Genomic DNA, 21312 nt, shown 5'->3' with positions numbered 1-21312 from the left:
CACTGAAACGTTTATCAAAAGGATATGTCTCGTGAAACTTCGATTGGGTGCTCTGGTTCTCGCTGGCCTGCTGCTGGCAGGTTGCGATCAAGGCGGCAGCGATGCCAAACACATCAAAGTCGGCGTGATTAACGGCGCTGAGCAGGATGTCGCGGAAGTCGCTAAAAAAGTGGCGAAAGAGAAATACGGTCTGGATGTGGAACTGGTGGGGTTCAGCGGCTCGCTGTTGCCCAATGATGCCACCAGTCAGGGCGATCTTGATGCCAATGTCTTCCAGCATCGCCCGTTCCTGGCAGAAGATAACAAGGCGCATCACTACAAGCTGGTTGCTGTGGCGAACACCTTTGTTTTCCCGATGGCCGGCTACTCCCGCAAGATCAAATCCGTGTCTGAGCTGAAGGACGGCGCGACCATCGCCATTCCAAACGATCCGACCAACCTTGGCCGCGCACTGCTGCTGTTACAAAAAGAGAAGCTGATTACCCTGAAGCCGGACGTTGGCCTGCTGCCGACGGCGCTGGATATCACCGCCAATCCGAAGCATTTGAACATTATGGAGCTGGAAGGGGCGCAACTGCCGCGCGTGCTGGATGATCCGAAAGTGGATGTTGCCATTATCAGCACCACCTATCTCCAGCAAACCGGGCTGTCGCCGGTGCATGACAGCGTGTTTATTGAAGATAAAAACTCGCCGTATGTGAACATCGTGGTGACGCGGGAAGACAACAAAGACGCGGAAAACGTGAAGGAATTTATCCAGTCGTATCAGTCGCCGGAAGTGGCGAAGGCCGCAGAGACTCTCTTTAACGGTGGCGCGGTGCCGGGCTGGTAGTCAGGACAAAGGCGTATAACAGGGTGTTATACGCCTTACCGGGTTATTTCAGGTTGGCTTTAAAGAACGAGGCCAGTTTTGCAAACGGGATCAGATCCGTGCGGTCATACAGGTCAACGTGGCCTGCATTCGGCACGATATACAGCTCTTTCGGTTCACCGGCGCGTTTATAGGCGTCTTCGCTAAACTCTTTCGAATGCGCTTTATCACCCGTGATAAACAGCATCGGACGCGGTGAAATGGTTTCGATATCGTTGAACGGATAGAAGTTCATAAACTTACCGATGCTGCTCATCATCGGTTTCGTCGTCAGCGCCTCTTCCTCGCCCTGTGGCGTGTACCCGCCGCGTTCGGTGCGATAGAAATCGAAGAACTCACGCTGGATAGCCGGCGTAGAATCATCCAGCTTATTTACCGTCCCGGGAATGTAGGCTGTCTCTGCACCCTGATATTCTTTCAGACGCTGCTCAGCGGCAGAGGCAATCATCGCTTTACGCTGTTCAACCGTCACGGAATGGTTGAGACCGTTGCGGAAGGCGGAGCCCATGTCATACATGCTGACGGTGGCGATCGCTTTCATGCGCGGGTCAATTTTCGCCGCGCTAATAACGAAGCTGCCGCTGCCGCAAATGCCCAGCGCACCGATGCGCTGTGGATCGACAAAAGACTGAGTGCTCAGATAATCCACGGCCGCGCTGAAATCATCGGAATAGATTTCTGGTGAGATCAGATGCCCCGGTTTACCTTCGCTTTCCCCCCAGAATGAGAGATCAATCGCCAGGGTGACAAAGCCCTGTTCCGCGAGCTTTTGCGCATAGAGACTGGCGCTTTGCTCTTTCACCGCGCCCATCGGATGGCCGACCACGATCGCCGGCAGTCTGGCGTTTTTATCCGCCTCTTTTGGCCTATACAGATTGCCGACGACGTTCATCTGATACTGGTTTTTAAAGGTCACCTTCTGCTGCGTAACCTTATCGCTTTTGTAGAAATTATCTGCGCCCCGGGACATATCGGCAGCGCTGGCGGCGAAGGCGCTGACTAACAGCCCGAGCGCCATGGTGAATCTTCTCATGATTAACTCCTGTAAAGTGTGTCGTTGTGTGAGGTGTAAAACGTGAACATGGCAGCGGCGATAAGCAGTACACCGCTGAGTGCAAAGGTGCTTTGCCAGCCGCTGTGGTCAAAGGCCAGGCCACCGAGCGTGGAGCCGAGCGCAATGGAGAGCTGCACCATTGCCACCATCAGTCCGCCCCCCGCCTCGGCATTTTCAGGAAGCGTTCTGGCAACCCAGGTCCACCAGCCAACGGGGGCGGCCGTCGCGACCAGTCCCCAGAGGCCGAGCAGGGCGGTGACGGCGGCAAGGTGATGGCCGAAGGCCATCAGTGCTGCGGCAATCAGCGCCATCACCACGGGAATGGCGACCAGCGTGGTGTAAAATCCGCGGCGCAGAAACGTGCCGATCAGCAGGGTACCGATAAAACCCGCCACGCCAATCACCAGCAGGATTAACGATAACTGCGTCGCGCTGGCGAAAGTCACGGTTTCCAGGAACGGACGCACATAGGTAAACAGCGCGAACTGCCCCATGAAAAAGACGCCGCACGCGACCATTCCTTTTGCCACCAGAGGGTTTTTCAGCAGGCCGAAGGCGCTGGTGGACGACGCGGTGCGCTTTTCCACGGACATGGAAGGCAGGCTGAACCACTGCCAGATAAACGCGAGCAGGCTCACGGGCACCAGACAGTAAAAGGCACCGCGCCAGCCGATTGTCGCCCCCAGCCAGCTGCCGAGCGGAGCCGCAACGACGGTCGCCAGGGCGTTGCCACCGTTAAAAATGGCGAGCGCACGTTGAACCTGATGCGGTGGCACAAGGCGAATTGCGGTCGCCGCGGAGAGCGACCAGAAGCCGCCAATGGCCACGCCAAGCAGTGCGCGTCCCAGCATATAAAGGGGATAGCTCTCAGCCACGGCGATAATCAGACCGGAGACGGCCATCAACGCCGTCAGGCCCAGCAGCAGCGATTTGCGGTTAATGCCTCCCGCAAGAGAAGAGAGAAACAGGCTGGTCAATACGGCCAGCGCGCCGGATATCGCGATCCCGAGACCCGCCAGGCCTTCACTGACGGCGAGATCCCGCGAGACGGGCGTCAGCAGACTTACAGGCATAAATTCTGAGGCGACCAGCGTAAAAGCGCAGAGGGTCATTGCCAGCACGCCGCTCCAGCAGGCACGGGACTGGCGCGCTGATGTTTCGTTCACCATAGCGGACATCGTGTTTACCTTGTTATTCGTTCGGCCAGATTCGGACAAGCCGGGGCCGGGCGCTATTCACGGGAATAACGCATGCAGATGAAAGGTTGGAATGTGGTTGACGTCAGGTCACAGTGAAAATTTTACACGGCGGGTGTATTCTGACTAGCTAATCAATGCTTAATGAGCTTATAAGTATGGCTTATAAATGAGGGTGTGATGAAGCGTAACCTGAACGATCTTTTTGCTTTTGTCACCGTGGCGCGTGAGGGCAGTTTTACCCGTGCTGCGGCACAGTTGGGCGTGACCCAGCCCGCGTTAAGCCAGGCCATAACCGGGCTGGAGAACCGGATGCAGATCCGCCTGCTGACCCGCACCACCCGCAGCGTTTCCCCCACCGCAGCCGGCGAACGCTTGCTCAACGCCATTGGCAACCGTTTCGATGAGATCGAAGCAGAGCTGGACATGTTGACGGAGCTTCGCGACAAGCCCGCCGGCACGGTGAGGATCACCTGTGGACCCGATGTGTTATCGCGCACTCTGTTACCTAAGTTGACGCCACTTTTGCGGCAATACCCCGACATTCACATCGAGTTCGATGCCAATCACGGTTTTCGCGATATCGTTGCCGACCGCTTCGATGCGGGCGTTCGTATGGGAGATACCATCGATAAAGACATGATCGCGTTGCCGATAGGCCCGCAGTTGCGTATGGCCGCGGTCGCCTCGCCGGACTACTTCGCCCGTCATCCTGTTCCGCAAACGCCGCATGAGCTGACGCAGCACCAGTGTATTAACCAGAGGATGATTAAATCCGGCGGGATTTACGTCTGGGATTTTGATCAGGACGGTGGCGATCTGAACGTGCGCGTGAATGGCCAGCTGACCTTTAATACTTCCTGGCATATTGTCGAAGCTGCCCTGGCGGGATTCGGGATTGCTTTCCTGCCCGAAGACGAGTTTGGCGATCATATTGCTGAAGGCCGGTTAATCCGCGTGCTGGAACCCTGGTGTCTGCCCTTCCCGGGGTATTATCTCTACTACCCGAGCCGAAAGCAGCCGTCGCCGGCCTTTTCGCTGGTGGTGGATGCGTTGCGGATGCGATAACGTTGACCCGATTTCATCGATCATCGCCCTGTGGCCCACATTGTTACGCGCGGCATCGGGCTATTCTCCTCTTCACACTATGAGGAGAATACCCATGAACATCACCCAGATTCGTAATGCCACTCAGCTGATTACCTACGCCGGGAAACGCTTTTTAATCGACCCAATGCTGGCCCCGAAGGGCGCTTATCCGGGCTTCCCCGGCACGGCGCATGCGGAGATCCGCAACCCGATGGTTGAGCTACCCGTTGACGTCAACACGTTGCTGGAGGCGGATGCGGTGATCGTCACCCATACCCATGACGATCACTGGGATCGCGCCGCAGTGGAACTGATCGGCAAAGATAAACCTGTCTTTGTGCAGAACGACAGCGACGCCGCGCTGCTGCGCAGCCAGGGATTTACCCACCTGACGGTAATGACCGAGGAGACGGCGTTTGGCGATATCCGGATCGTGAAAACCCGCGGCGGCCAGCACGGTACCGATCGTGCTTACGCCGTGCCGGAGCTGGCGGAACGGCTGGGTGAAGCCTGTGGCGTGGTTTTACGTCATCCTGATGAGAAGACGCTCTACATTGTCGGGGATACCATCTGGCGTAATGAAGTGGCAGCCGATCTGCAAAAGCATCAGCCGGATGTGGTGGTGCTTAACGCGGGCTATGCTCACGTCATCGGGTTTGGGCCGATTATCATGGGCCAGGAAGATGTGCTCAACGTCCACTTCCTGCTGCCGCAGGCGAAAATTGTGGCGACCCATATGGAGGCCATCAACCACTGTCTGTTGACCCGCCATGCGCTGCGTGAGTACGTTGACGCGAACCTGATTGGTGATGCGGTGAGCATTCCCGAGGATGGTGAAACCGTTATATTCTGAGCATCACCAGGGGAAAGGAGAGACACATGGCGCTAATCAACGTCGCGATTGTTGCGGTAGACGGGTTCAGCCCGTTCCACTACTCCGTTCCCTGCATTTTGTTTGGTGATACGGTATCCAGCGAAAAGCGCTTTAGTGTGTTGATCTGCGCCGAAAAACCCGGATTACTGACATCCAAAGACGGGTTTGCGCTTAACGCGACTCACGATTTCTCCGCCATCGGCCAGGCAGATATCGTCGTGGTGCCTTACTGGCAGCATGTCCAGCAACGCCCGCCCCAGACGCTTCTCGACAGCCTGGTCCAGGCCAGAGACAACGGGGCGGAGATCGTCGGGCTTTGTCTGGGGTCGTTTGTGCTGGGTTATGCGGGCATTCTCGACGGTAAACGCGCGGCCACGCACTGGGAGTTTGAACATCAGTTTCAGACGCTTTTCCCGGACGTAAAGCTGGATATCAATGCGCTCTACGTCGATGACGGCAATATCATCACCTCTGCGGGTACCGCTGCCGCGCTTGACTGCTGCCTGTACATCATCCGCCAGCGCTTTGGCAGCGTGGTCGCCAACCAGATTGCCCGCCGTATGATCGTGCCGCCACACCGCGAGGGGGGGCAGGCACAGTTTATTGCCCAGCCGGTACCAAAAGATACCCGTGACGGACGAATCAACTCCCTGATTGACTATCTCCAGCAGCACATTACCGAACCGCATAATCTGGACTCGCTGGCAGAGGTGGTATCGATGAGCCGCCGCACGCTTACCCGCCATTTTGTAAAAGCCACCGGAATGAGCGTGGCCGACTGGCTGACCACCGAGCGCCTGCGGCGCAGCCAGATACTGTTAGAAGCCGGGAATATGCCCATTGAAAGCGTGGCAGAGCTGGTAGGGTTTAACTCTGCTGTGACCTGGCGCCAGCAATTTAAGGCGCGTTTTGGCGTGAGTCCGGCAGAGTGGCGTAAGACTTTTCGGCTTCGTCATTAATTTATTACTGCTAACTCAAGAGTTAAGAGGCAAATAAAGGCCTTTATATTTTATCTTAACGGAAGGTATCACGCAGGCGGTGGCAGCGCATGCTTTCGCACCGGGCTTACCCCAGCCTCTCCACCCGCGTCTCCCCCTCAACCATAGACAGCTGATACAGCGAAAACGACCGCTGCTTCTCAATCAACTTCGCCAGCTCCGGCGAGTGGCTGGTGAGCCAGATCTGCGAGTAGCGGCTGGCCTCGGCGATTAAGCTCGCCAGCGCGGGCAGCATCTGCGGGTGCAGGCTATTTTCCGGTTCGTTCAACGCGATAAAGGCCGGTGGGCGCGGGCTTAACAGCGCTACCGCCAGGCACAGGAAGCGCAGCGTGCCGTCGGAAAACTCCGCCGGTTCCAGCGGCCTGCTCAGCCCCTCGCGCTGCATCATCATGCGAAAGCGGCCGCCGGTGTTGTCGCTGTAAAACTCGCAGCCGGGGAAGGCCTGGTCGAGAATGCGCATCAGCAACATTTCATCGCCAATCTCGACAATGGTCTGAAATGCGGCCGCCAGGTTGGCGCCGTCGCTGGCCAGTACCGGGGAGCGGAAACCGACCTGCGGGGCACGCATCGCCGAGCCGGACGAGACGGAAAATTCATGATAAAAGCGCCAGTTACGCAGGGACTCGCGCATTTGCGACACTTCCGGGTAGAGATGCGGTTCACCGAGCTGCCCGAACACCGATTCGTTTTCATACAGCGTGCCGCTGTGAGTCACTTTTTCGTGGTGCACGTTGTTGAGAAATACCGCCTGATTCCTGCGCTTCATCAGCTGTGATGAAGGGCGACGGCGCTGACCGGTAAGCCAGATGGACTCTTCTTTAATGACCGGATCGAGCTGAAACTGGGAGGGATAGGGCAGTTGCTCGACAAAGCCCACCTGCAGCTCGTACTCGTAAGTGTCCGTTTCCACCGCGAGGTTCATCCGCCGGAGCTGGTCGCTACGGGTCTTACCTGCCCAGAACACCTTCAGAATACCGCCTTCATTTGCCAGCGCCTGGGAGAACTGCCCCTGCGCCGCGCTGTGCATCAGGTGTATCGCCTTGTAGATATTCGATTTCCCGGTACCGTTCGGGCCGAAGACGATATTGAGCGCTTCCAGCTCCAGCGACATGTCGCGAATCGAGCGGTAGTTTTGGATGTGCAGGCTTTTGATCACAGGCAGGCTCCTTTTTTGCACTGTAGGCCTGTATATAATTACAGTCTTTAAGGTTAAATGCAAAAAAAGAGACGACAGTGAGGGTGTCGTCTAAACGGGGTACTGCTTTGGGCCTCTGAGGGTCAATGGGGCCTTCGCATTTTTATAATCACTTGACTGCCAGACGCAGACCCAAATCATCAGGATAGGGATCAAAGTAGTTTTGCGTCATCAGATACCGGTCAGGGTATTCGGCCAGGTAGTGCTTCAGCAGCGTGATCGGCGCGAGGATGGGCAATTGCCCGTTACGGTAGTGCAGGATCACGTCGCGAAGTTCGCCGCGCTGACGGCTGTTGAGCTGGTTACGGAAATACCCCTGAATATGCATCAGCACGTTGGTGTGATTTTTCCGCGAGGCCGGTTTCTTCAGGATGGTCATCAGCTTTTCGCGGTACGCCACAAAGAAGGCGTCCAGATCTTCCCACTCGTGCAGCGTGGCAACGAACGGGCCGATTTCACGATAACCCGCCTGATGGTGCGCCAGCAGCTGAAGTTTGTAGCGGCTGTGGAAGTCCAATAGCGCACGGCGCGTCAGACCCTGGGCGCGCAGTGTGTTCAGTTCATGAAGCGCGAAAACACGCTCAACAAAGTTTTCCCGCAACACCGGATCGTGCAGGCGGCCATCTTCTTCCACGGGTAACCACGGCAGGGTTTCAAGGAGGGTGGCAGTGAACAGCCCGACACCCTCCTTGCGGCCCCGGTTGCCGTTTTCATCATACAGCCGCACGCGTTCCATGCCGCAGCTGGGGGATTTTGCACAGACGATAAATCCCGCCAGATCGCCGATTTTAGGCAGATAATCTGCCGTAAAGTCAGCCATCTTTTGCGTAACGTCTTCGTGCGGGGCGTGGCTAAAACGCATCTGGGTTTCACCGCTGTCCGTCACGATAAGACGCAGTGCAGGGCGTGGCGTCGGCAAGCCGATGGCCATCTCAGGGCAGACGGGCCTGAAATTCACCCACTGGGCCAGTTCGTCCATGACAAAGCCCATACGCTTATGTCCGCCGTCGAAGCGAACGGCGGAACCGGTCAAACATCCGCTAATACCGATTACAGGTTTCATTGTCATGGTGTGTGTCTCCAGTTCGTATATCTAAAACTTACACAACATGAGTAATTTGTCCAAGTATTGGCGGAGTTATTTTTTATTATCCTTTAAAATCAATGTTTCTTAACTGCCCTTGTAGGTCGAGTAGCCATACTGGCTCAGCAGAAGCGGGATGTGAAGTTTCTCGTTGGTTCGGGTCACGGTAAATAGCACTGGGATCTCCGGGAAGAAGGTGTCCAGCTTTTTGCCGTGGAAGTAATCAGCGGTTTTAAAGGTCACTTTATACACGCCTGGCTGCATGTCTTGATCCTGCGGATAGAGTGATTTGATACGTCCGTCGTGGTCGGTTTTGCCGCTGGCAATCTGGGTCCATGTGTTCTGCTGCTGCTTCTCCAGCGTGACGGTAACGTCAGATGGCGGCATCCCGGTTTGCTGGTCGAGAATATGTACGCTCAGGGTGCCGGCAGGGGCGCTAAACGCGGCAGGGGTAAAGGCCATGGCGGCCAGCATCAGCAGAGGGGTTGTTTTTTTCATTGTGTTTTCCTGTGGGGTTGTCAGTCACAGGAAAACGTTAGCATTTGCGGGACGGAAAAATATTCAACTTTTCGTGAAGTTTACCGCAGGAGAAAATAATCAGAGGATAATCACTTCAAGGGATACCTGCTGCTGCCACTGCGCCACCTGCTTTTTCCGGGCGGCGGTCAGTTTACCGCTGGTCACCAGAAGCCATTTGCGCTCGGGGAAAATCTCAGGCGCCAATGACGTGGAGGGAGTAGGCAAAATATCGATACGGTGTCCTTGTCCGGTACGCGTCAGGGCCTCGAGCCAGATTTCACACGGGTCATTCAGGTACCAGCCACTAAGCAGGATGTTATCACCCGGCGCTTTTTTGTCGCCCTCAAGGCAGAACGAGGCGTAGGCGATGATAATGCCGTCGAGGATCTCGCGCAGGGTCATGGCGGCAGGGATGTTGGCTGACATCTGGCTGCGCAACGGACGCAGCACATTTGCAACCAGCTCTGGCCTGGGGTATTCGCGGCCGGCGTCGTAAATCATCTGGCGCAGGGATTCAATTTTCCCGTCCTGCAGGCGTTGCAGCATGGTCTCAAGCAACGTTTGCCAGTTGTTGGTCCGGCGCGGGACGGGGCGTTCCAGTAGCGGTTTGACCTGGCCGATGGGCACGCCTTTTTTCACCCAGTCGAGGATTTTCAGTGCCTGCTGGACGTCCTCATCACTGTACTGGCGATGGCCGCCCTCCGTGCGCTGTGGCTTGAGTAAACCATAGCGACGCTGCCATGCCCGCAGCGTCGTGGCGGTGATCCCGCTGAGTCTGGCGAATTCGCCGATGGAGTAAGCCATGTCCGTGTCCAGAGTGGAGGAATACTCTCAATATACTACGAATTTTCCCTCACGGGATGAAGCGCCGTAACGGTGCACTACACTTTACTTCCAACCGTGCAAATGAAAGGAATTCTCATGAAACTATGGCCTGTTGTGACGGGTGTCGCCATTGCCCTGACTCTGGTGGCCTGCAAATCCCCTACGCCACCGAAAGGCGTAAAGCCCATTTCAAATTTTGAAGCCAGCCGCTATCTCGGCAAGTGGTATGAAGTTGCCCGCCTGGAAAACCGCTTCGAACGGGGTCTGGAGCAGGTGACCGCCACCTATGGCGAGCGCAGCGACGGTGGCATCAGCGTGCTTAACCGGGGTTTCGACCCGGTCAAAAACAAGTGGAATGAGAGTGAAGGCAAAGCGTACTTTACCGGCGAACCGACGACGGCAGCGCTGAAGGTGTCGTTCTTCGGCCCCTTCTACGGCGGCTATAACGTGATCAAGCTGGACGATAAGTACCAGTATGCGCTGGTGAGCGGGCCGAACCGCGACTATCTGTGGATCCTGTCTCGTACGCCGACGATTCCGGATGCCGTGAAACAGGACTACCTGAATACCGCACGCAGTCTGGGCTTCAAGGTTGATCAGCTGGTGTGGGTTAAGCAGTGAAGATCGTGCTTTCTTCGTAGGGTTTTACTGGCTCGCCTGGATAGACTTCCGTTAAAAGCTCAACGGGAGACGACGACATGAACTGGCAGCCTTTTCGCGGCGACGCACCGGAAAATATGACCATTTTCAGTGCGTCATTTCCGGATATTAGCGACCAGTGGCCGATGAAAGACGACACTGCCCGTGAGATCAATTCGATTAACCGGGCGCTGAAAGCCGACCCGGCGCTTCGTCCTCCGTTGATTGAATACGAAGAGGGGGGACAGGCCGTGCTTGTCCCACAGAACCGTTATTCCGGGCAAGCCTACCGCAATCGTCCGGCGCTCACCGCGTGGCGTACCCGGCTGGTTCCCTCCGCGCTGGCGCTTTTTGTGGTGCAAAACCCGCTGGAGGAGCGCCTGCCAGACGGAACCCGAATGGACAGCGACAGCCGCCAGTGGTTTATCCATGCGAACGATGCCATTGGTGTGCGCTCCCGTGCAAAAGTACTGGCTGCGATGGTGGATAAATACATCCGCAACGGGAACGATAACAATTGGGTGAGCCTGGCAAGCGGGGCTGCAATCCCCGTGCTGGAGGCGCTGCGCGAGGCGAAGCTCGACGGCCAGCAGGTGTATCTGACGCTGGTGGATAAAGACCCTGTGGCGCTCAGTTGGGCCGAAACCATGGCGGCGCAGGAAGGCATTATCGTGGGTGAACAGCTGACCCTGCTCAGGCGCAACTTGCTCCATACGCTGGTGCGTAACGAAGATTTACTGCATGAGCTGGGCGAGCATCAGGCCGAACTGGTGGATGCACTCGGGATTTTCGACTATTTCAACGATGCCGATGCGGTGATTTTTCTCCAGCGTGCGCTGCGGCTGATAAAGCCCGGCGGGGCGGTGATTGTCTCGAATATGCTGGCCAGCAGCCCACAAATCGATTTTATTTTGCGCTGTATCGGCTGGGAGGATATTTACCCGCGGACGCTCCGGCAGCTGCAGGATATTCATATCGCGGCAGGCGTGCCGGTGGAAAATGTCACCGTGGTGGTCCCGAAAGACGGGGTATATGCAGTGATGGAGATTAAGGTGGGGGATAACAAACCGCACGGTCAGTTCCCTCTCCCTGAGGGAGAGGGCTAGGGTGAGGGGGGACAGGGCGCTAGAATATTTACCGTTCCTCAGTTGTTCGGTTTACCCGAACAACTACCATGAAGGATTAGCTGGTTTCTTTATTCTCAATGTCTGTTGGGGATTCTTGCTTTTCATGCTCTATCTGTTGACCAGTCTCCTGAACCAACTTCCGGGCCATTTCCTTGATACGCTCTCGACTTTCACAGGTTCGAGAGTTTATTACTTCATTTAAGGTCTTCATTTTATTGCCTCCATGCTTCTGGATACTTGATTTAATCGCTGCGCTCTATAATGATCCCCCTCATGAAAATCGAAACCGCACACCCCTCACACTTCGAACGTCTCGTCACAGTCTGGGAGTCTTCCGTTCGTGCCACCCACCATTTTTTGCAGGAAAGTGATATTGCGACCCTGCGCCCGTTATTGCTCAATGCCTATCTGCCCAATCTCAAGGTTATGATTGCCCGCGATGAAGCGGGTGTTATTCATGGCTTTTTAGGCGTCGATGAAAACCGCATTGAAATGCTGTTTGTGGATGATGCGAGCCGGGGAAAAGGCGTAGGGAAATTGCTGCTGAACTATGCCATTGCGCATTTTGGTGCGAATGAAGTGGATGTAAACGAGCAAAACCCGCAGGGCGTTGCGTTTTATCAGCATATGGGGTTTGTGCAGGTCGGGCGCTCAGAACGCGACGGACAGGGGAATGCGTTTCCGTTGTTGCATATGCGGTTGGGTGAGTGAATGCTAACTTAACGCAGATATCCTACTCGTTAGATATGAAATGAAACGCGTTTTGCCGTTCAGGAATTATACCTTACGATTAAAGTTTGGCTATTATGATATCCGTAATATAACCGAACAAATCAATATCAACGTAATTAATTAGTTAAAACACATGGGTAAAGTTTAATGCCTGAATATTTGTGGGTGAGAAAACTAAAAAGGATGACTTAAGAATTACTGAAAAGCAGAAGAGTCACATAAAAAATTTTAGTGAATAGATTTAATTATTATTTGGGTTTAATGGTGGAACAAATATGAGAATAATCTCTTCAAAGAATTTTGGCGGAAGATCACAGGAGTCGAACCTGCCCGGGAACGCTGGCGTCCCCAACTGGATTTGAAGTCCAGCCACCTCACCGGAGATGACGATCTTCCGCGCCTGCATTGCTACATGGAGGCGGGGCGCATTATAGCTACTTTCAGGCATTTACCACATACCCCGGCACACTTTTTTCACCTCTCTTTTGACCTTAACACCCCTGTTTCAGTTAATTCCTAAGAAAATCCTCAGGTTAGCATTTCGTGCTCGTCAATATTTACCGCGATCACAAAAAACAAGAAACGTAACCAGCTAACCAGAAAACGCAATACCCGCTCCTGAAACAATGGTTTAAAAATCTGTAACCGGTCTCAGCGCCCCCTACAGCGTGAAGGATAAAAAAATGAGCGACGTATTGTCAGTAAAAGAGAAGATTGGTTACGGCATGGGTGACGCCGCCAGCCACATCATTTTCGATAACGTTATGTTGTACATGATGTTTTTCTATACCGATATCTTCGGCATTCCTGCCGGGTTTGTCGGCACGATGTTCCTGCTGGCACGTGCGCTGGATGCGATTTCGGACCCGTGCATGGGCCTGATCGCTGACCGCACCCGCAGCCGCTGGGGTAAATTCCGGCCGTGGATACTGTTCGGAGCTATCCCGTTCGGCATTGTCTGCGTGCTGGCCTACACCACGCCGGACCTCAGCCTCAACGGCAAAATGATCTATGCCGCCATTACCTACACGCTGCTGACGCTGCTCTATACCGTGGTTAACATCCCTTATTGCGCGCTGGGCGGTGTGATCACCAACGATCCGACGCAGCGTATTTCCCTGCAGTCCTGGCGCTTTGTGCTGGCGACTGCGGGCGGCATGCTCTCGACGGTACTGATGATGCCGCTGGTTAACCTGATTGGTGGCGATGACAAAGCGTTCGGTTTCCAGGGCGGGATCGCCGTGCTGTCGGTGGTCGCGTTCCTGATGCTGGCGTTCTGCTTCTTCACCACCAAAGAGCGCATCCAGGTGCCGCCGAGCACCACCTCCATGCGCGAAGACCTGCGAGATATCTGGCACAACGACCAGTGGCGTATTGTTGGTGTGCTGACCATTCTCAATATCCTCGCCGTCTGCGTGCGTGGCGGCGCGATGATGTACTACTGCACCTGGATCATGGGCTCGCCGGAAATCTTTGTCGCGTTCCTCACCACCTACTGTGTCGGCAACCTGATTGGCTCTGCGCTGGCGAAACCGCTCACCGACTGGAAATGCAAGGTCAGCATCTTCTGGTGGACCAACGCCGCCCTGGCGGTGGTCAGCGTGGCGATGTTCTTCGTTCCCATGCATGCCACGGTGGTGATGTTCACCTTCATCTTTGTGATTGGGGTGTTGCATCAGCTGGTGACGCCGATCCAGTGGGTCATGATGTCCGATACCGTCGACTACGGCGAATGGACCAACGGCAAGCGTCTTACCGGCATCAGCTTCGCGGGCACGCTGTTTGTGCTGAAACTCGGCCTGGCGCTGGGCGGGGCGATGATCGGCTGGATGCTGGCAGGGGGGGGTTATGACGCCGCAGCTAAAACCCAGAACAGCGCGACCATCAGCATCATTATCGGCCTGTTCACCCTGGCCCCGGCGGTCTGCTACGTGCTGAGCGCCATCATCGCCAAACGCTACTACACCCTGAAAACGCCCTTCCTGACCAAAATCATGAGCGAGCTGGCACACGGCGCGCGCCGCAATCAGCAGGAGTTTGACAACCTGCCGGTCAGTAAAGAATTACAGAACTAAGAGGACGAGAGTATGAAAATCAGTGATGGAAACTGGCTCATTCAACCGGGCCTGAACGTCACCTGCCCGGTTCAGGTGTTCGATGTAGAGCAGCAGGGCAATGACCTTGTGGTGTACGTGGCGCCGCGTGATGTACGAGAACGTACCTGGCAGCTTGATACCCTGATGTTCACCGTCCGTCTTTTCTCCCCGGAGGAAGGGATTGTTGGCGTGCGCATCGAGCACTTCCAGGGCGCGCTGAACAACGGTCCGCACTATCCTTTGAATGTCATCAAAGAGGTGAACGTTGAGATTGAAAACAATGCCGAATTTGCTGAGCTGAAAAGCGGTCACCTTAGCGTGCGCGTCACCAAAGGCGAGTGCTGGGCGCTGGATTTTCTGCGCAACGGACAGCGTATTACCGGCAGTCAGCTGAAAAACAACGGTTACGTGCAGGATACCCGTACCGATCGTAATTATGTTTTTGAGCGTCTGGATCTGGGCGTAGGTGAAACGGTCTACGGTCTGGGCGAGCGCTTTACCGCCCTGGTGCGCAACGGCCAGACGGTCGAGACCTGGAACCGCGACGGCGGCACCAGTACCGAGCAGTCATACAAAAATATCCCGTTCTATCTGACCAACCGCGGCTACGGCGTGCTGGTGAATCACCCGGAAAACGTCTCGTTCGAAGTGGGTTCGGAGAAAGTCTCCAAAGTGCAGTTCAGCGTCGAAGGGGAGTATCTGGAGTACTTCGTGATCGACGGCCCGACGCCAAAAGAGGTCCTGAACCGTTATACGCGCTTCACCGGGCGTCCGGCACTGCCCCCGGCATGGTCCTTCGGCCTGTGGCTCACGACTTCGTTTACCACTAACTACGATGAAGCCACGGTGAACAGCTTTATTGATGGCATGGCGGAGCGCGATCTGCCGCTGCATGTCTTCCACTTCGACTGCTTCTGGATGAAGGCCTTCCAGTGGTGTGATTTTGAGTGGGACCCGGTGACTTTCCCGGATCCGCAGGGGATGATCCGCCGCCTGAAGGAGAAAGGGCTGAAGGTTTGCGTGTGGATTAACCCGTACATCGGCCAGAAGTCGCCGGTATTTCGCGAACTGAAAGAGAAGGGCTACCTGCTCAAGCGCCCGGACGGTTCCCTGTGGCAGTGGGACAAATGGCAGCCGGGCCTGGCGATTTATGACTTCACTAACCCGGACGCGTGCCGGTGGTATGCCGACAAGCTGAAAGGCCTGGTGGATATTGGCGTCGACTGCTTTAAGACCGACTTTGGCGAGCGCATCCCGACGGACGTCCAGTGGTTTGACGGTTCCGATCCGCAGAAGATGCACAACCACTACGCATACCTTTATAACGAACTGGTGTGGAACGTACTGAAAGAAACGGTGGGCGCGGATGAGGCGGTGCTGTTTGCCCGCTCGGCGTCGGTAGGTGCGCAACAGTTCCCGGTGCACTGGGGTGGAGACTGTTACGCCAACTACGAGTCGATGGCGGAAAGCCTGCGCGGCGGGCTGTCGATTGGTCTGTCCGGCTTTGGCTTCTGGAGCCATGACATCGGTGGATTTGAGAACACCGCGCCGGCACACGTCTACAAACGCTGGTGCGCGTTTGGGCTCTTATCCAGCCACAGCCGCCTGCATGGCAGCAAATCTTACCGCGTACCGTGGGCGTACGATGATGAGTCCTGTGATGTGGTGCGTCACTTCACTCAGCTGAAATGTCAGATGATGCCGTATCTCTATCGCCAGGGTGCCCTGGCTCGCGAGTATGGCACACCGATGCTGCGGGCGATGATGCTGGAGTTCCCGGACGATCCGGCATGCGATTACCTCGACCGTCAGTACATGCTGGGGGAGTCGGTGATGGTAGCCCCGGTGTTTTCTGAGGCCGGTGACGTGCAGTTTTACCTGCCGGAAGGGCGCTGGACCCATCTCTGGCATAACGATGAAATCGAGGGGAGCCGCTGGCATAAACAGCAGCATGATTTCCGCAGCCTGCCGGTCTATGTGCGCGATAACACCCTGCTGGCGTTGGGCAACAATCAACAGAAACCGGACTACGCCTGGAACGAAGGGACAGCTTTCCAGCTGTTTAACCTGGGTGATGGCTCGATGGCGGTGAGCGAAGTGCCTGCGGCGGACGGTTCTGTGACATTTACGCTGAAAGCCACACGCAGCGGCGACACCGTGACCATTACCGGCACAGGTGACGCGCGAACCTGGTCGGTCTGCTTGCGCAACGTGCAGAAACTGAGTGGTGTAAAAGGCGGCTCAGAGGCCGGGAGCGAGTGGGGCGTGGTGGTGAAAGCGGAGGGTAATGAGGTGGTGGTACACCTTTAATTTTCCTCACCCTAACCCTCTCCCCAACGGGGGGAGGGAAGGGTTTGCTTCTTCTTCCTTTCAGGGAGAGGGCTGGGGCGAGGATAGTGTCGACACCTCTCCCCCCGTCATCGTCTGTTGCACCTGCTGTTTATCCATATTTACCGCGTTCAGTTTCCCGTTAACCGTCGGTTTCAGCGGTGCGTTGGCCTGCACGCTGCCGCTGGCGGTTAGCTGGATATTGCCATCACCGCCAATGGGTAGCGCCGGCCAGCCCCACGCCTGCAGCACGTTGAGCGGCACGCCGCGTCCGTTCAGGCTGATTGTGGTCTGCCGTGGCGGAAGCTGTGAAACCGTCGCCGTGGCTTCCAGAATGCCTTTTTCGGTGAAAGCACTCAGGTCGGTAATGTTTACCGTTGAGGCGTTAGCGTTCAGCGCCAGCGACGGACGACGCACGTCCACGCGGTTAAAGGTCGCCGCCGCGCCGTTCAGCGTTGCACTGCCACCCCATACGCCCCACTGGCGATCTTTCGCCAGCTGCAGGTTCGCACCATAGCCATCAAGAGAGGTGATTTGCCACGGGAAGGCCGGGTCGATATCGATAACCAGGTTGCGGCTCAGGCCGAATTTTTTCAGCGTCAGGCTGTTAAGCCATTCCGGTAACGGCTCCATCCACAGCGTTTTCCAGTTCTGTGGCAGGGTGTATTCCAGCCCGGCGATGGCGACATCGTCCAGCACCAGCGCGTTACCCTCGCGCAGCCAGTTGCCGGAAGCACGTACCATGCCGCCCTCCCAGCGGGAGGTAAACTGGCGCAGCGCCACGCCTTGCGGGGAGAACTCCGCATTCATGATCGGGTCGAACAGATGCAGAGAGCCATAAATAAACTCGCTGGCGTTCATGGACAAACGCCCCTCCTGACTTTGCCAGTCGCCTTTGCTGAGTGTCAGGTTGCGCAGGCTTAAATCGAGATCGGTCACCGCCCAGTCCGGCCCCTGCAGGCGTGCGTCAGTCACTTCCAGACGGCCAATCTGCAGCGAGGGAATGGTGGTCAGAGGCGCGAAGAAATCCACCAGTGACTTATCGCTTTGCAGGCGGATCTCATTCAGACGCATGGTGTCGATAATCCAGCTGCCGTCAGCGTTGCGCAGGGCGGACCCGGTGAGCGAACCGCGCGCCATATCGGCACCAATGGTGTTCAGCACCACCTCTTTGCCGTTGAGTTGTCCCTGGATCAGCACGTTGGTGGCCGGCACGCCATTCAGGGTAAGCGAGCCTGCGCTCACCTGGATCTGTGCGTTTTTACCCAGCACATTGCCTGCTTCTGGCTGCCACGGGCTGACGCCGCCCGTCACTTTCTGTGCGCTAAGATCCCATTCCGTATTGGGGCTGTTAAAGGCCATGTTGTTCAACTGCAAACGGTCCGCCTGGAACGGGAGCGGTGCCGTCTGAGGAGAAAGATTAAGCGTGCCATCGAACAGGGTAATGGTGTCCATGTGCAGCGGATCGGTGACCTGTCGGCTACTCAGACCAATATCGACTTTCCTGGCCACCAGCGTGGCGGGTTTACCGTCGCGGCCAAACGTGACGTTTTCCAGAATGATGTGGGAAGGTGACGAAAAGCGGTGATCCATCAGGTCGAAATTGAGTTCGTAATCGGTATTCACCGTTATCCAGTTGCTGGCCTGAGATGCTCCCCAGCGGGTCTGGAGCAGAATATAGAGCGCCAGCACCACAATGAGCAGGGCCACCAGAAGATAGACGAGTACCTTTCCAATAAATTTCATGGTCTTCCATCCCGCGAAACGCACATAAGGGAGTTATGCACGATTTATGCGCAATGCTCAAGGCGGGAATGGTGTAAAGAGATGTCACGGCAGGCGTTGACAGCCTGCCGTGAGGGCGATCAATTTTTCTCAGGCGGGAAAACGAGGTTCAGAACAATCGCGGTGATACCGCCTGCCGCAATGCCGGAAGAGAGCAGGTTTTTCACCCAGTCCGGGGCAAACTGCAGGATCAGCGGTTGCTGTGAAACACCCAGACCCACGGCCAGCGACAGGGCAATGATCATGATGGCGCGGCGGTTCAGCGGTTCGCGAGAGACGATACGTACACCGGAAGCCGCGATGGTCCCGAACATCACCAGCGTTGCGCCGCCCAGCACCGGTTCAGGTATATGCTGCACAAAACCGCTTACCGCCGGGAACAGGCCGAGGACGATCAGCATCAGTGCCACCACAAAACCAACGTAGCGGCTGGCAACGCCAGTCAGCTGGATCACGCCGTTGTTCTGGCCGAAGCAGGAGTTCGGGAAGGTGTTGAAGACCGCAGAGACAAACGAGTTCAGGCCGTTCGCCAGCACGCCGCCTTTCAGGCGTTTCATATACAGCGGGCCGGAGACCGGCTGCTCGGAGACATCAGACGTGGCGGTGATATCGCCAATCGTCTCCAGCGAGGTGATCATAAAGACCAGCATCAGCGGCAACAGCAGACCCCAGTCAATGCCCAGGCCGTAGTACAGCGGCGTTGGAATGGTGATCAGCGCACTGTTGGTCTGCGGGGTGTTCTCCGGCAGCATACCCAGCGCCCAGGCCAGCAGATAACCGGCCGCCATGGCGATCACCAGCGATGCCACACGCAGATACGGGTTACGCTGACGGTTAAGCAGAATAATGATTGCCAGCACCACGCCGGCCAGCAGCAGGTTTTTCGGTGCACCAAAAGTGTGGTCGCTCATTGCCGCATAACCGCCACCGATGGAGGTCAGGCCAACCTGAATCAGCGACAGGCCAATGATCATCACCACCACGCCGGATACCAGCGGCGTGATCACGCGACGCGCCAGGTGCAGTACCCGGGAGATCACCATCTCGGTGCAGCTGGCCAGCATCAGCGTGCCAAACAGCGCCGCCATCATGGTCGGAACATCCGCGCCGCCGGTTTTGAGGGCTGTACCGCCCATGATCAGCGGTGCGACAAAGTTAAAACTGGTGCCCTGGATCGACAACAATCCAGACCCCACCGGGCCCCACGCTTTAATTTGAATAATGGACGCCACGCCGGAGGCAAAGAGGGACATACTGATGATGTGCTGTGTATCCTGAGCCGGTAAACCAAGCGCCTGGCAGATGAGCAGCGCCGGGGTGATCACCGCAACGAACATAGCCAGCAGGTGTTGGCAGGCGGCAAAGAGCGTCTGAGGAAGAGGCGGACGGTCTTCAAGGCGGTAAATCAGTTCGCTATTTTGCTTCTGCGCAATCGGTTGCGCATCGGAAGACTCAAGGGTGTTAACGGACATCGGCGGCAATCCCACGGTGGAAAAGCGGGCATTTTATCTGACCACCTGGTAAAAGCAAACGATTGCCAACAAAAAAAGACAAGAAAATCTGCCGCTGTGAGCAGGTTTTCTACAACCCATGGGGAAAAAAAATTACACTTTTTGCGCCGGCGGCTCATGACGAGCGCAAGCCGGCCCAGGATAACGCCGCGTGTGTATGGAACACGCGCATAACAGGAGCCTTTTATGATTCATCTCGATACGTTGTCGACCCTTGTTGCCGCAACGCTGGTCTTACTGCTTGGCCGTAAGCTCGTACACAGCGTTTCCCTTCTGAAGAAATACACCATTCCTGAACCTGTTGCCGGCGGACTGCTGGTGGCGCTGGCCCTGCTGGTGCTGAAGAAAAGCATGGGCTGGGAAATTGATTTTGATATGTCCCTGAAAGATCCGCTGATGCTGGCCTTCTTTGCCACCATTGGCCTGAATGCCAACCTGGCGAGCCTGCGGACGGGTGGCAAAGTGCTCGGCGTATTTCTGATCGTGGTGGTAGGGCTGCTAGTGATGCAAAACGCCATTGGTATCGGGATGGCCACGCTGCTGGGGCTGGATCCGCTGATGGGGCTGCTGGCCGGATCAATCACCCTCTCTGGTGGCCACGGTACCGGGGCGGCGTGGAGCAAGCTGTTTACTGAGCGCTACGGCTTTGAAAACGCCACCGAAGTGGCGATGGCCTGCGCCACCTTCGGTCTGGTGCTGGGCGGCCTGATCGGCGGGCCGGTGGCGCGGTATCTGGTGAAGCACTCTGGTACGCCAGACGGAAGACCGGACGATGAGCTGGTGCCCACTGCCTTTGAAAAACCCGACGTCGGACGCACCATCACTTCGCTGGTGTTGATTGAAACTATCGCGATGATTGCCATCTGTCTGACGGTGGGCAAAGTGGTTGCGCAATGGCTGGCAGGTTCAGCGTTCGAGCTCCCGACGTTTGTGTGCGTGCTGTTTGTTGGGGTGCTGCTGAGTAACGGTCTGGCGCTGATGGGCTTCTACCGCGTATTTGAACGTGCCGTATCGGTGCTTGGTAACGTCTGCCTGTCGCTGTTCCTGGCGATGGCCCTGATGAGCCTCAAGCTCTGGGAGCTGGCCTCACTGGCGCTGCCGATGGTGGCTATTCTGGCCGTTCAGGCGCTGTTTATGGCGTTCTACGCCATGTTTGTAACCTGGCGCATGATGGGCAAAAACTACGATGCAGCAGTGCTGGCGGCCGGGCATTGTGGGTTTGGTCTGGGGGCAACGCCAACGGCTATCGCCAACATGCAGGCGATCACCGAACGTTTTGGGCCTTCGCATATGGCGTTTCTGGTGGTCCCGATGGTCGGGGCGTTCTTCATTGATATCGTCAACGCGCTGGTGATCAAGCTTTACCTGATGCTGCCGATGTTTGCCTGA

General features: G+C 56.2%; 19 protein-coding genes and 1 tRNA gene. 10 read left to right on the top strand and 10 right to left on the bottom strand.

The features are described 5' to 3' along the window. The first annotated feature begins 31 nt into the window (after positions 1–31). On the top strand, positions 32–832 hold the full coding sequence (gene nlpA / locus QE396_RS16520) for a lipoprotein NlpA (protein ID WP_020882712.1): 801 nt from the start codon (positions 32–34) through the stop codon (positions 830–832). A 43-nt stretch (positions 833–875) separates the two neighbouring features. Here the strand turns inward: nlpA and QE396_RS16515 are convergent, their stop codons facing one another. Both QE396_RS16515 and QE396_RS16510 read right to left on the bottom strand, forming a co-directional pair. Continuing rightward, positions 876–1904, bottom strand: a complete 1029-nt coding sequence (locus QE396_RS16515) for an alpha/beta hydrolase (protein WP_020882711.1) — start codon at positions 1902–1904, stop codon at positions 876–878. A gap of 2 nt (positions 1905–1906) precedes the next feature. After that, positions 1907–3103, bottom strand: a complete 1197-nt coding sequence (locus QE396_RS16510) for an MFS transporter (RefSeq protein WP_020882710.1) — start codon at positions 3101–3103, stop codon at positions 1907–1909. A 198-nt stretch (positions 3104–3301) separates the two neighbouring features. Here QE396_RS16510 and QE396_RS16505 point away from each other — a divergent pair, with 198 nt between their 5' ends. The 3 genes from QE396_RS16505 to QE396_RS16495 all read left to right on the top strand — a co-directional run bounded on the left by QE396_RS16505 (position 3302) and on the right by QE396_RS16495 (position 6043). Beyond that, positions 3302–4189 carry a LysR family transcriptional regulator gene (locus QE396_RS16505; RefSeq protein ID WP_020882709.1) on the top strand — a complete coding sequence of 296 codons (888 nt, stop codon included), beginning with the start codon at positions 3302–3304 and terminating at the stop codon, positions 4187–4189. Between the two features lie 94 nt (positions 4190–4283). Beyond that, positions 4284–5063 (top strand): MBL fold metallo-hydrolase, encoded by a 780-nt coding sequence (locus QE396_RS16500; RefSeq protein ID WP_020882708.1) that lies wholly within the window; start codon positions 4284–4286, stop codon positions 5061–5063. Between the two features lie 26 nt (positions 5064–5089). After that, positions 5090–6043 (top strand): GlxA family transcriptional regulator, encoded by a 954-nt coding sequence (locus QE396_RS16495; RefSeq protein ID WP_020882707.1) that lies wholly within the window; start codon positions 5090–5092, stop codon positions 6041–6043. Between the two features lie 106 nt (positions 6044–6149). Here QE396_RS16495 and QE396_RS16490 read toward each other — a convergent pair whose 3' ends face one another. From QE396_RS16490 to QE396_RS16475, 4 genes are all read right to left on the bottom strand, one after another. Beyond that, positions 6150–7238 (bottom strand): AAA family ATPase, encoded by a 1089-nt coding sequence (locus QE396_RS16490; protein WP_020882706.1) that lies wholly within the window; start codon positions 7236–7238, stop codon positions 6150–6152. 148 nt (positions 7239–7386) lie between these two features. Continuing rightward, on the bottom strand, positions 7387–8346 hold the full coding sequence (locus QE396_RS16485) for a DUF523 and DUF1722 domain-containing protein (protein ID WP_020882705.1): 960 nt from the start codon (positions 8344–8346) through the stop codon (positions 7387–7389). A 102-nt stretch (positions 8347–8448) separates the two neighbouring features. Next, positions 8449–8859 carry a hydroxyisourate hydrolase gene (uraH, locus tag QE396_RS16480; RefSeq protein WP_014168029.1) on the bottom strand — a complete coding sequence of 137 codons (411 nt, stop codon included), beginning with the start codon at positions 8857–8859 and terminating at the stop codon, positions 8449–8451. A gap of 99 nt (positions 8860–8958) precedes the next feature. Continuing rightward, positions 8959–9684, bottom strand: coding sequence for a MerR family transcriptional regulator (locus QE396_RS16475; RefSeq protein WP_014168030.1), 726 nt, complete (start codon positions 9682–9684; stop codon positions 8959–8961). Positions 9685–9801: 117 nt separating this feature from the next. Here QE396_RS16475 and QE396_RS16470 point away from each other — a divergent pair, with 117 nt between their 5' ends. Both QE396_RS16470 and QE396_RS16465 read left to right on the top strand, forming a co-directional pair. Continuing rightward, positions 9802–10326 carry a lipocalin family protein gene (locus QE396_RS16470; RefSeq protein ID WP_020882704.1) on the top strand — a complete coding sequence of 175 codons (525 nt, stop codon included), beginning with the start codon at positions 9802–9804 and terminating at the stop codon, positions 10324–10326. A gap of 77 nt (positions 10327–10403) precedes the next feature. Beyond that, on the top strand, positions 10404–11450 hold the full coding sequence (locus QE396_RS16465; RefSeq protein ID WP_020882703.1) for a class I SAM-dependent methyltransferase: 1047 nt from the start codon (positions 10404–10406) through the stop codon (positions 11448–11450). A 76-nt stretch (positions 11451–11526) separates the two neighbouring features. On the opposite strand, the gene QE396_RS16460 is transcribed toward QE396_RS16465, so the two are convergent. After that, positions 11527–11682, bottom strand: coding sequence for a hypothetical protein (locus QE396_RS16460; RefSeq protein WP_153852750.1), 156 nt, complete (start codon positions 11680–11682; stop codon positions 11527–11529). A gap of 62 nt (positions 11683–11744) precedes the next feature. Here QE396_RS16460 and QE396_RS16455 point away from each other — a divergent pair, with 62 nt between their 5' ends. Then, positions 11745–12182 carry a GNAT family N-acetyltransferase gene (locus tag QE396_RS16455; RefSeq protein ID WP_032669531.1) on the top strand — a complete coding sequence of 146 codons (438 nt, stop codon included), beginning with the start codon at positions 11745–11747 and terminating at the stop codon, positions 12180–12182. A 322-nt stretch (positions 12183–12504) separates the two neighbouring features. Here QE396_RS16455 and QE396_RS16450 read toward each other — a convergent pair. After that, a tRNA-Sec gene (locus tag QE396_RS16450) sits at positions 12505–12599 on the bottom strand. 287 nt (positions 12600–12886) lie between these two features. Here QE396_RS16450 and QE396_RS16445 point away from each other — a divergent pair. Together QE396_RS16445 and yicI are read left to right on the top strand one after the other, a co-directional pair. Next, a complete protein-coding gene (locus QE396_RS16445) occupies positions 12887–14278 on the top strand; it encodes a glycoside-pentoside-hexuronide family transporter (RefSeq protein WP_020882700.1) in 1392 nt (463 codons plus the stop codon). A 12-nt stretch (positions 14279–14290) separates the two neighbouring features. Beyond that, positions 14291–16609, top strand: coding sequence for an alpha-xylosidase (yicI, locus tag QE396_RS16440; protein ID WP_020882699.1), 2319 nt, complete (start codon positions 14291–14293; stop codon positions 16607–16609). A 60-nt stretch (positions 16610–16669) separates the two neighbouring features. Here yicI and QE396_RS16435 read toward each other — a convergent pair whose 3' ends face one another. Both QE396_RS16435 and xanP read right to left on the bottom strand, forming a co-directional pair. Then, a complete protein-coding gene (locus tag QE396_RS16435) occupies positions 16670–18373 on the bottom strand; it encodes an AsmA family protein (protein ID WP_020882698.1) in 1704 nt (567 codons plus the stop codon). A 119-nt stretch (positions 18374–18492) separates the two neighbouring features. Continuing rightward, positions 18493–19884 carry a xanthine/proton symporter XanP gene (gene xanP, locus QE396_RS16430; RefSeq protein WP_020882697.1) on the bottom strand — a complete coding sequence of 464 codons (1392 nt, stop codon included), beginning with the start codon at positions 19882–19884 and terminating at the stop codon, positions 18493–18495. 225 nt (positions 19885–20109) lie between these two features. Here xanP and gltS point away from each other — a divergent pair, with 225 nt between their 5' ends. After that, a complete protein-coding gene (gene gltS / locus QE396_RS16425) occupies positions 20110–21312 on the top strand; it encodes a sodium/glutamate symporter (protein WP_014168040.1) in 1203 nt (400 codons plus the stop codon).

It is taken from the genome of Enterobacter sp. SORGH_AS_0287 (assembly GCF_031453695.1).
Taxonomy (GTDB): Bacteria; Pseudomonadota; Gammaproteobacteria; order Enterobacterales; family Enterobacteriaceae; genus Enterobacter; species Enterobacter ludwigii.
The sequence above is the reverse complement of the archived record's forward strand: the minus strand, read 5'-3'. Positions and strand labels throughout refer to the sequence as shown.

Excerpts from the sequence above, each read along its gene's own strand:
- uraH (WP_014168029.1), bottom strand. The coding sequence starts at position 8,859 with ATGAAAAAAACAACCCCTCTGCTGATGCTGGCCGCCATGGCCTTTACC.
- QE396_RS16470 (WP_020882704.1), top strand. The coding sequence starts at position 9,802 with ATGAAACTATGGCCTGTTGTGACGGGTGTCGCCATTGCCCTGACTCTG.
- QE396_RS16455 (WP_032669531.1), top strand. The coding sequence starts at position 11,745 with ATGAAAATCGAAACCGCACACCCCTCACACTTCGAACGTCTCGTCACA.
- QE396_RS16435 (WP_020882698.1), bottom strand. The coding sequence starts at position 18,373 with ATGAAATTTATTGGAAAGGTACTCGTCTATCTTCTGGTGGCCCTGCTC.
- QE396_RS16475 (WP_014168030.1), bottom strand. The coding sequence starts at position 9,684 with ATGGCTTACTCCATCGGCGAATTCGCCAGACTCAGCGGGATCACCGCC.
- QE396_RS16460 (WP_153852750.1), bottom strand. The coding sequence starts at position 11,682 with ATGAAGACCTTAAATGAAGTAATAAACTCTCGAACCTGTGAAAGTCGA.
- QE396_RS16505 (WP_020882709.1), top strand. The coding sequence starts at position 3,302 with ATGAAGCGTAACCTGAACGATCTTTTTGCTTTTGTCACCGTGGCGCGT.
- QE396_RS16515 (WP_020882711.1), bottom strand. The coding sequence starts at position 1,904 with ATGAGAAGATTCACCATGGCGCTCGGGCTGTTAGTCAGCGCCTTCGCC.
- QE396_RS16495 (WP_020882707.1), top strand. The coding sequence starts at position 5,090 with ATGGCGCTAATCAACGTCGCGATTGTTGCGGTAGACGGGTTCAGCCCG.
- gltS (WP_014168040.1), top strand. The coding sequence starts at position 20,110 with ATGATTCATCTCGATACGTTGTCGACCCTTGTTGCCGCAACGCTGGTC.
- QE396_RS16485 (WP_020882705.1), bottom strand. The coding sequence starts at position 8,346 with ATGACAATGAAACCTGTAATCGGTATTAGCGGATGTTTGACCGGTTCC.
- QE396_RS16465 (WP_020882703.1), top strand. The coding sequence starts at position 10,404 with ATGAACTGGCAGCCTTTTCGCGGCGACGCACCGGAAAATATGACCATT.
- yicI (WP_020882699.1), top strand. The coding sequence starts at position 14,291 with ATGAAAATCAGTGATGGAAACTGGCTCATTCAACCGGGCCTGAACGTC.
- QE396_RS16500 (WP_020882708.1), top strand. The coding sequence starts at position 4,284 with ATGAACATCACCCAGATTCGTAATGCCACTCAGCTGATTACCTACGCC.
- QE396_RS16445 (WP_020882700.1), top strand. The coding sequence starts at position 12,887 with ATGAGCGACGTATTGTCAGTAAAAGAGAAGATTGGTTACGGCATGGGT.
- xanP (WP_020882697.1), bottom strand. The coding sequence starts at position 19,884 with ATGTCCGTTAACACCCTTGAGTCTTCCGATGCGCAACCGATTGCGCAG.
- QE396_RS16510 (WP_020882710.1), bottom strand. The coding sequence starts at position 3,103 with ATGTCCGCTATGGTGAACGAAACATCAGCGCGCCAGTCCCGTGCCTGC.